The sequence below is a fragment of the Paraburkholderia heleia NBRC 101817 genome (genome assembly GCF_000739775.1).
Classification (GTDB): domain Bacteria; phylum Pseudomonadota; class Gammaproteobacteria; order Burkholderiales; family Burkholderiaceae; genus Paraburkholderia; species Paraburkholderia heleia.
Genome location: NZ_BBJH01000019.1, coordinates 179,531 through 187,664, shown reverse-complemented (window position 1 = coordinate 187,664; position 8,134 = coordinate 179,531). Strand labels below are relative to the sequence as shown.

At 65.5% G+C, this 8,134-nt stretch carries 8 protein-coding genes and 1 tRNA gene; 5 read left to right on the top strand and 4 right to left on the bottom strand.

What is annotated here, in order from left to right:
- Nucleotides 1-15: 15 nt before the first annotated feature.
- Nucleotides 16-92 (top strand) — tRNA-Asp (locus tag BHE01S_RS16845).
- 166 nt (nt 93-258) lie between these two features.
- The gene (locus BHE01S_RS16840) at nt 259-723 is read left to right on the top strand and encodes a GNAT family N-acetyltransferase (protein ID WP_028204095.1); all 465 of its coding nucleotides are present in this window, start codon (nt 259-261) and stop codon (nt 721-723) included.
- A gap of 16 nt (nt 724-739) precedes the next feature.
- Here BHE01S_RS16840 and BHE01S_RS16835 read toward each other — a convergent pair whose 3' ends face one another.
- On the bottom strand, nt 740-1,621 hold the full coding sequence (locus tag BHE01S_RS16835; protein ID WP_042265844.1) for an AraC family transcriptional regulator: 882 nt from the start codon (nt 1,619-1,621) through the stop codon (nt 740-742).
- 176 nt (nt 1,622-1,797) lie between these two features.
- On the opposite strand from BHE01S_RS16835, the gene BHE01S_RS16830 reads away from it, so the two are divergent.
- Nucleotides 1,798-2,205 carry a gamma-glutamylcyclotransferase family protein gene (locus BHE01S_RS16830; protein WP_042265884.1) on the top strand — a complete coding sequence of 136 codons (408 nt, stop codon included), beginning with the start codon at nt 1,798-1,800 and terminating at the stop codon, nt 2,203-2,205.
- A gap of 95 nt (nt 2,206-2,300) precedes the next feature.
- On the opposite strand, the gene aceB is transcribed toward BHE01S_RS16830, so the two are convergent.
- The gene (gene aceB / locus BHE01S_RS16825) at nt 2,301-3,893 is read right to left on the bottom strand and encodes a malate synthase A (protein WP_042265843.1); all 1,593 of its coding nucleotides are present in this window, start codon (nt 3,891-3,893) and stop codon (nt 2,301-2,303) included.
- A gap of 68 nt (nt 3,894-3,961) precedes the next feature.
- Nucleotides 3,962-4,735: a haloacid dehalogenase type II gene (locus tag BHE01S_RS16820; RefSeq protein WP_042265842.1), complete on the bottom strand. Its 774-nt coding sequence runs from the start codon at nt 4,733-4,735 to the stop codon at nt 3,962-3,964.
- Nucleotides 4,736-4,900: 165 nt separating this feature from the next.
- On the opposite strand from BHE01S_RS16820, the gene BHE01S_RS16815 reads away from it, so the two are divergent.
- Nucleotides 4,901-5,803, top strand: coding sequence for a LysR family transcriptional regulator (locus tag BHE01S_RS16815; RefSeq protein WP_042265841.1), 903 nt, complete (start codon nt 4,901-4,903; stop codon nt 5,801-5,803).
- Nucleotides 5,804-5,981: 178 nt separating this feature from the next.
- The gene (locus BHE01S_RS16810) at nt 5,982-6,416 is read left to right on the top strand and encodes a universal stress protein (RefSeq protein WP_042265839.1); all 435 of its coding nucleotides are present in this window, start codon (nt 5,982-5,984) and stop codon (nt 6,414-6,416) included.
- Between the two features lie 245 nt (nt 6,417-6,661).
- Here BHE01S_RS16810 and aceA read toward each other — a convergent pair whose 3' ends face one another.
- Nucleotides 6,662-7,969 carry an isocitrate lyase gene (aceA, locus tag BHE01S_RS16805; protein ID WP_042265838.1) on the bottom strand — a complete coding sequence of 436 codons (1,308 nt, stop codon included), beginning with the start codon at nt 7,967-7,969 and terminating at the stop codon, nt 6,662-6,664.
- Nucleotides 7,970-8,134: the final 165 nt, after the last annotated feature.

Genomic DNA, 8,134 nt, shown 5'->3' with positions numbered 1-8,134 from the left:
TGTGAGCAGCAAGCTGGAGCGGTAGTTCAGTCGGTTAGAATACCGGCCTGTCACGCCGGGGGTCGCGGGTTCGAGTCCCGTCCGCTCCGCCAGAACGAAGCCCGTTGGATACGTCCAACGGGCTTTTTCTTTTCCGCAGACGTTTCTCACGCTTGGCACCCCCAACCGTCGTTTCGTTTGCCGTACGGACAATCTGCGATTGCTTGCGGCCGCGCGTTATCGTAGCGTTGTCGAAACCCGGTTTCCTCGCTTGCCGACATGTTCGCACCGAACGACATTCCCTCGCCGTTTCAGTTGCGCCGCGCCACCATGGACGATTTCGAGTTCGCGGAGACGCTCACGCGCAACAACATGGGTGGCTACTATCTGCGGCATCACCTCGTCTGGCGCGGCGATCTCTTTCTGGCGAGCTATCGCGAGTCGGAGAACTTCATCCTCGAACTCGACGGCGAGGCTATTGGCGTGCTGCGCGTGACGCAGGAGGGCGACTCGCTGCACATTCGCGACGTGCAGATCGCACAGGGATATCGAGGCAATGGCGCCGGCACGTTCCTGCTCGACATCTCGCACCAGTGGGCCCGCGAGCGCGGCCTGCGCGAACTGCAGCTGCGCGTGTTCGTCGACAATCCGGCCGCACGTCTTTATCTGCGCATGGGTTATCGCGTGGCGGGGCCGAGGCTTGCGCGTCTCGGCTCGATTCGCCACATGACGCGGCTCGTCTGACCCTGGCCGCTCCCGCTCAACCTGTGTTGTCGTCGCGCCCGGCGGCCACGGAATCTTCCGGTTCGTCCTCGTCGCGATCGCCCGTGCCGCGCGCGATGAAGGCGCGCGGGCTCTCGCCGAAGGCGCGGCGAAACATCGCCGAAAACGCACTCTGGCTCTGATAGCCGAGTTCCTGCGCCACGACGGCCATCGGGCGTCCCTGATTGAGCAGCGGGATCGCGCGCGCGAGAATCGCCTGCTGCCGCCATTGCGAAAAGCTCACCCCAAGCTCCTGGCGAAAGAGCCGCGCGATCGTGCGCGTGCTCGCGCCTATGTGGGCGGCCCAGTACTCGAGCGAGCCGGGTCCCGCCGGGTCGGCGAGCAGCGCTTCGCACAGCGCGCGCAGGCGCTTTTCCTCCGGCATCGGCACGGCGAGCGGCAGCGGCGCCGAGCGCGTGATCTCGTCGAGCGCCAGCGCGCCGAGCAGGCGCTCGCGCGCGGCGGGAAGGCCGCGCTCGTCGAGGGCCGCGATCGTCTCGCGCAGGAGGCCTGAGACTTCGACCACGCGGCACGCGTCGAGGCCGGGCGGAATCACCGATTCGTCTACGTAGAGCGTGCGCAGGAACGCGTCCTCGACGATCGCCACTTCATGCGTGATGTGAGGCGGCACCCAGATCGCGCGCGAGGGCGGCACCATCCACGTGGTGCCGGGCGTCGCCATGCGCAGCACGCCGCGCGACGAGTAGGCGAGTTGCGCCCACGCATGCGTGTGCTGCGCGATGCAGACCCCCGCCGGCATGGGCCGCGAGCGCACGCGCACAGGGTGCGTGGGGGTCGGCGCGAACTCGGGCGGGATATCGACGAGTTCGGCGCGCGGCGGCGCGCCGTTGCGTGCGAAGCGGGGCAGATCCTCGGGCATGACGGGCAGGGGGCGGATTCGGCGACGAGTTCGGCGGCGGATTTGGCGACTAGTGCACCCATTGTAGACGTCTCGCGCTCGCGGGCCTGGGCCGCACGTCTTTATGGCCGGGCATAATGTGGGCGAATCGACAGTGTGCTCGTGTGGCGCAAGTCGCCCTGAAGGAGATCCATGCCATGAAATACGTGTTCGTCTACGGCACGCTGCGCGCGGGCGAGATCAACGACATCAACCTCGCGGCGGATAGCAACGCGATTGCCCGCCCGCGTCACCTCGGTCTCACTACGCTCGCCGGTCGGCTCTTCGATTTCGGCAGCTATCCCGGGATGGTGGCCGGGTCGGCGGATGCGCGATCGACGGTCGTCGGCGACGTCTACGAAATCGACGACGCGCTCCTCGCCGTGCTCGACGAAATCGAACAGGTTTATCCGGGTGCCGATGGTCTCTTTGTTTCGGCGGAAGTGGATATCGAGGTGCACGGCGAGCGCATCGCTTGCCTCTACTATCCGGTTGCGTCCGCGGCCGTTGCAGGGCGCCCCGAGATCGCAGGCGGCGACTGGGTCGCGCATCGGCGCACGCGCTGATCGTTCGGGAAGCGGTGCATGAAAAGCACGAAGGCCCGGCGGGCTCATTCCCGCCGGGCCTTTTTCATCGGCTATCCGTTAGACATGCAGAACGATTAGATCTCTTCGTACAGCGGCAGCGTCAGGAACTCGACGAAGTTTTCCGACGTCGACATCTGCTCGAAGATCTGCGCGGCGCGCTCGTACGGCTTCGTGTCGCCGCCGACCGACGCCTTCACCTTGTCCAGCTCCTGCGGGATCAGTTCGCGTACGAGTTCGGCCGTGACCTTGCGGCCGTCTTCGAGCTTGCCCTTGGGCGAGCGGATCCACTGCCACACCTGCGAGCGCGAGATCTCGGCGGTCGCCGCGTCTTCCATCAGGTTGTGGATCGGCACGCAGCCATTGCCCGCGAGCCAGGAGCCGAGGTAGTGGATGCCCACGTTGATGTTGTTGCGCAGGCCCGTCTCGGTGATCGGCGCTTCCGGGCGGAAGTCGAGCAGGTCCTTGCTCGCGACGTTCACGTCGGCGCGCTGCTTGCCGATCTGGTTCGGCTTGTCGCCGAGCACCTTCACGAACTCTTCCATCGCGATGGGCACGAGGCCCGGGTGCGCAACCCAGCCGCCGTCGTAGCCGTCCGTTGCGTCACGCGCCTTGTCGGAGCGCACGCCGCCCATGGCCTTGTCGTTGGCGGCCGCGTCGTTCTTGATCGGGATGAGCGCGCTCATGCCGCCGATGGCCGGCGCGTTGCGCTTGTGGCAGGTCTTGAGCAGTTCGAGCGCATAGGCGCGCATGAACGGCACCGTCATCGTGATCTGCGCGCGGTCGGCAAGACAGAAGTCCTTGTCGTTCTTGAACTTCTTGATGGCCGAGAAGATGTAGTCCCAGCGGCCGGCGTTTAGGCCCGAGCTGTGCTCGCGCAGTTCATAGAGGATTTCGTCCATCTCGAACGCGGCGAGGATCGTTTCGACCAGCACCGTCGCGCGGATCGTGCCGCGCGGGATGCCCACGCCCTCCTGCGCCGCAACGAAGACGTCGTTCCACAGACGCGCTTCCAGGTGGCTTTCCATCTTCGGCAGATAGAAGTACGGGCCGCTGCCGCGCGAAATCAGTTCCTTCGCGTTGTGGAAGAGATAGAGCGCGAAGTCGAAGATGCCGCCCGACACACGCTGACCGTCCACCGTCACGTGCTTTTCGTCGAGGTGCCAACCGCGCGGACGCACGATCAGCGTGGCGATCTTCTCGTTGAGCCTGTAGGTCTTGCCGTTCTGTTCCAGCGAGATCGTGCGGCGCACGGCGTCCTTCAGGTTGAGCTGGCCGACGATCTGGTTTTCCCAGTTCGGCGAGTTCGAGTCCTCGAAGTCGGTCATGTACGAATCGGCGCCCGAGTTCAGCGCGTTGATGATCATCTTGCGCTCGACCGGGCCGGTGATTTCCACGCGCCGGCATTCCAGATCCTTCGGCAGCGCCGCGATCTTCCAGTCGCCTTCGCGGATCGATTTCGTATCGGCAAGAAAGTCGGGGCGCTCGCCGGCGTCGAGGCGCTTCGTGCGCTCGACGCGTGCCTTCAGCAGTTCCTGGCGGCGCGGCTCGAACGCGCGATGCAGCTTTGCGACGAGTTCGAGCGCTTCGGGCGTGAGTATCGTTTCGAAGCCGGGCTGGATGTCAGCCGTGATCTGCATGCCTTGCGGCAGTTGCAAAGTGTTCGCCATTTGCTTGCTCCTTGGTCGGTCAGAGTGTGAATGTGTGGTTGTTGTGGCTGCGGCGAGCGGCGCGTCCGTCACGCGCCCGGGCTGGGGCGAGGGCGGCTTTGCCGTTCCGGCGCAGCGGTTTCGAGAAAGGCGGCGAGTTCTGCCATGCCGCCGCCGGTGCCATGCGGCGCCACGCCGAGTTCCTCGGCGGGCAGTCGCTGGCGGTTGATCCAGAATGTGGTGTAGCCGAACCAGCCGGCGCCCGCGGCGTCCCAGCCGTTCGACGACACGAACACCAGGTCGCATGGCGCGGCGCCGAAAGCGTGCGTGCCGAGCGAATACGCGGCGGCGGCCGGCTTGTAGGCGCGCACGGCGTCGACCGATAGCACGTAGTCGAAGAGGCCGCTCATGCCGGCGCTCTTCACGGCGATGTCGAGCATCTGCGGGTTGCCGTTCGAGAGGATCGCAAGGCCCGTGCGCGTGCCGTCTTCGCGTGGCTCACGCAGGCGGCGCAGCGCGGGCAGCACGTCGGGGAACGCCGAAAGGCAGGCGTATTCGTCCATGAGACGCTTTTCGCCCGCGCCCGTGAGCGCCAGGTTCAGGCGGCGCGCAGCGTAACGCAGCGCGTCGAGCGTGATGTCCCAGAACGGGCGGTAGCGCGCGCCGGCCGGGTCGGAAAGCGTGCGCAGCTGCGTGTACTCGATCTGCTTCGCGCGCCAGAGCTGCGAGAGCGCTTCCCCCTGGCCGGGGAACATCTGCTCGGCGGCGGCGACGACCGAATGCACGTCGAAAAGCGTGCCGTACGCGTCGAAGATCACTGCCTTGGGAAAGCGTGTCGTTGAGGGTGTCGTTGTGGCCGACATAGCCTTGCACTCCGTATTCAGAGGTCGAGGTCGATTGTATTCATGAGTCGCATGACTGAAAAAGGCAGGATTGATCACTTGATCTTTTACTTTTACCCACCTAATCTGTCGGCCTGCCTTGTCTTTTCCACTGTTTCTGTCGCCCTGTGCGCGCAGTGTCTGCCGATGGACCGCTTCAAACAGATCGAAACTTTCGTTGCCGTTGCCGCCAAGGGCAGCCTTTCCGCCGCCGCCCAGGTCGAGGGCGTGGCGCCCGCCATCATCGGCCGGCGCATCGATGCGCTCGAAGAGCGCCTCGGCGTGAAACTGCTCGTGCGCACCACGCGGCGCATCACGCTCACGTTCGAAGGATCGGCGTTCCTCGAGGACTGCCAGCGCATCATTCACGACATGCAGAACGCCGAGGCGAGCGTGTCCGAGGGCGGTGTGAAAGCGAGCGGGCACCTGCGCGTGTCCGCGCCGGCCGGCTTCGGGCGTCGCCATGTCGCGCCGCTCGTGCCCGATTTCACGCTCGCGCATCCGGACGTGAGCATCGCGCTCGATCTTTCGGACCGGATCGTCGACCTCGTGAACGAAGGCTTCGACTGCGCCGTGCGCCTCGGCGAACTGGCCGATTCGTCCCTCGTGTCGCTCAAGCTCGGCGAGAACCGGCGCGTGTGCGTGGCGGCACCTGCCTATCTGTCGCGCCGCGGCGAGCCCGAAACGCCCGCCGACCTCGCGCGCCATAACTGCCTCGCCTTCGGCGCGAGCCTGAACCAGCAGCGCGGCTGGGCGTTCCAGCAGGCGGGCAAAGTGGTGTCGATCCGCGTGGCGGGCACGATGGAATGCTCGGACGGCGCCGTGCTGCACGAGTGGTGTCTCGCGGGCCACGGTCTGGCGTGGCGCTCGTGGTGGGAAGTCGGCGAGGACATCGCGGCGGGCCGGCTCGTGACCGTGCTCGACGCGTTCGCTGCGCCGCCCATCGGCATTCACGCCGTGTTTGCACAGCGCCGCCATTTGCCGCTGCGCGTGCGCCTTTTTCTCGACTATCTCAAGCATACCTACGGTCAGCCCGGTTACTGGGAATAGGGCGCTGTGCGTGTTTCCGATATCCGGGATGACCCGCACGCACGTCTTGCATGGATTTTTCGCGCACTACAATCGACCTGAGGGTAGAGGCGCCCGCCCGCGCGAGACGCCAGCTGAGTTTTTGCCCCGCGTCTTCACCCTTGACTTGCCCGTAATCCGATAGACCACGGAGCGCGCCATGTTCAAGCACATCCTTGTTCCGACGGATGGTTCGGAACTGTCGAAAAAGGCGATCGACGGCGCGATCGACCTCGCCAGCACCGTGGGCGCGCGCGTCACCGCCTACGCGTGCCTGCCGCAATATCCATACTCGCCTTACGCCGACGTGGTGATCGAGCCGCCAGGCGACTTCCAGACGCGCAGTGAGCGAGAGGCGCGCGTGCATCTGGACGAAATCGAGGCGGCGGCACGCAGCGTCGGCGTGATCTGCGACAGCCGCACGAGCGTGCATCCATCGCCGTATCTCGGCATCATCGAAGCCGCTGAAACGGGCGGCTGCGACGTCATCTTCATGGCCTCGCACGGGCGTCGCGGGCTCGGCAGCCTGCTGATCGGCAGCGAAACGCAGCGCGTGCTCACCCATACGAAGATTCCGGTGATCGTGTATCGCTAGCTGCAGCTTTCCTCTGGATTCCCGATGAGTCACAAGGCCATGCCCGCCCGGTGCGTTGGCTGGGCGAGCCGCGGACCGGATTCTGTCCAGCACGCGCGGCCTGTGTCCTCTACCGCCTCCTCCCTGAACGCCCTGCGGCATGCGTGCGGGCCGCACCGGCAAGCGGCCGGCGCGCCCCGCCAAGGTACGCGTGCCGGCTGCCTGTTCGAGCGCGGCGGCTCGCACCGCCGTTGCTGCCGGTGGTCTTACGCCACCTTCTTGTCGAAGAACTGTTCGTCTTCCGTCGAACCGTGCAGCGCCGTGGTCGAGGCTTCGCGCTCGACCGTCTGCGTCACGGCGTCGAAGTAGCCGGTGCCCACTTCGCGCTGATGCTTCACGGCGGTGAAGCCCTTCTCGGCGGCGGCGAACTCGGCCTGCTGGAGTTCCACGAACGCGCTCATGTTCTGGCGTGCATAGCCGTGCGCGAGGTTGAACATCGAGTAGTTGAGCGAGTGGAAGCCCGCGAGCGTGATGAACTGGAATTTGTAGCCCATCGCCCCCAGCTCGCGCTGGAACCGGGCGATCGTCGCGTCGTCGAGGTTCTTCTTCCAGTTGAACGACGGCGAGCAGTTGTACGAGAGCAGCTTGCCCGGGAACTGCTTGTGGATCGCTTCGGCGAACTTCTTCGCGAACTCCAGATCCGGCTTGCCCGTTTCGCACCAGATCATGTCGGCGTACGGCGCGTAGGCCAGACCGCGCGAGATGGCCTGCCCGAGGCCGTTCTTCGTGCGGAAGAAGCCTTCCACGGTGCGCTCGCCGGTGAGGAACGGGCGGTCGTTGTCGTCGATGTCGGAGGTGACGAGGTCGGCGGCTTCCGCGTCGGTGCGGGCGAGCAGGACGGTCGGCACGCCGCAGACGTCGGCGGCCAGACGGGCGGCCGTGAGCTTGGCGATGTTCTCGCGCGTCGGCACGAGCACCTTGCCGCCCATGTGGCCGCACTTCTTCACCGAGGCGAGCTGGTCTTCGAAGTGCACGCCCGCCGCGCCTGCTTCGATCATCGCTTTCATCAGTTCGAACGCGTTGAGCACGCCGCCGAAGCCGGCCTCCGCGTCGGCCACGATCGGCTGGAAGTAATCCACGTAGCCTTCGTCGCCGGGGTTCTTGCCTTCGGACCACTGGATCTGGTCGGCGCGCGTGAGCGTGTTGTTGATGCGCTTGACGACTTGCGGCACCGAGTTGGCAGGGTAGAGCGACTGGTCCGGGTACATTTCCCCGGCGAGGTTGGCGTCGCCTGCGACCTGCCAGCCCGAGAGATAGATCGCCTTGAGGCCGGCCTTCACTTGCTGCATGGCCTGGTTGCCCGTGAGCGCACCGAGTGCGTTGATGAACGGCTCGGTGTTCACGCCTTTCCAGAGCTTTTCGGCGCCGTTCTTCGCGAGCGTGTGCTCAGGCTGGACCGAGCCGCGCAGGCGCACCACGTCTTCGGCCGTGTAGTTGCGCCTGATGCCCTTCCAGCGCGGATCGGTTTCCCACTGCTGCTGGAGTTGCTGAGCTTGCTGTTGACGGGTCGACATGGTGGGCTCCTTCGTTTGCCTGATAAGTGGATCGCTGAAACGAAACGGCTGAACCGCTGAATCTCGCGAAACGCAGACGCCGGGGTTCTGGGTTTGGGCGTTTCGTTTCGCGAACTCTTATATAAGAGTCTAGGCAAATCGATCGACTGGCAACAGACCGGTAAC

What these genes read in the sequence shown, in the direction of transcription:
- BHE01S_RS16815 (WP_042265841.1), top strand. Translation starts at nt 4,901, where the DNA reads ATGGACCGCTTCAAACAGATCGAAACTTTCGTTGCCGTTGCCGCCAAG.
- BHE01S_RS16830 (WP_042265884.1), top strand. Translation starts at nt 1,798, where the DNA reads ATGAAATACGTGTTCGTCTACGGCACGCTGCGCGCGGGCGAGATCAAC.
- aceB (WP_042265843.1), bottom strand. Translation starts at nt 3,893, where the DNA reads ATGGCGAACACTTTGCAACTGCCGCAAGGCATGCAGATCACGGCTGAC.
- BHE01S_RS16835 (WP_042265844.1), bottom strand. Translation starts at nt 1,621, where the DNA reads ATGCCCGAGGATCTGCCCCGCTTCGCACGCAACGGCGCGCCGCCGCGC.
- BHE01S_RS16810 (WP_042265839.1), top strand. Translation starts at nt 5,982, where the DNA reads ATGTTCAAGCACATCCTTGTTCCGACGGATGGTTCGGAACTGTCGAAA.
- BHE01S_RS16820 (WP_042265842.1), bottom strand. Translation starts at nt 4,735, where the DNA reads ATGTCGGCCACAACGACACCCTCAACGACACGCTTTCCCAAGGCAGTG.
- BHE01S_RS16840 (WP_028204095.1), top strand. Translation starts at nt 259, where the DNA reads ATGTTCGCACCGAACGACATTCCCTCGCCGTTTCAGTTGCGCCGCGCC.
- aceA (WP_042265838.1), bottom strand. Translation starts at nt 7,969, where the DNA reads ATGTCGACCCGTCAACAGCAAGCTCAGCAACTCCAGCAGCAGTGGGAA.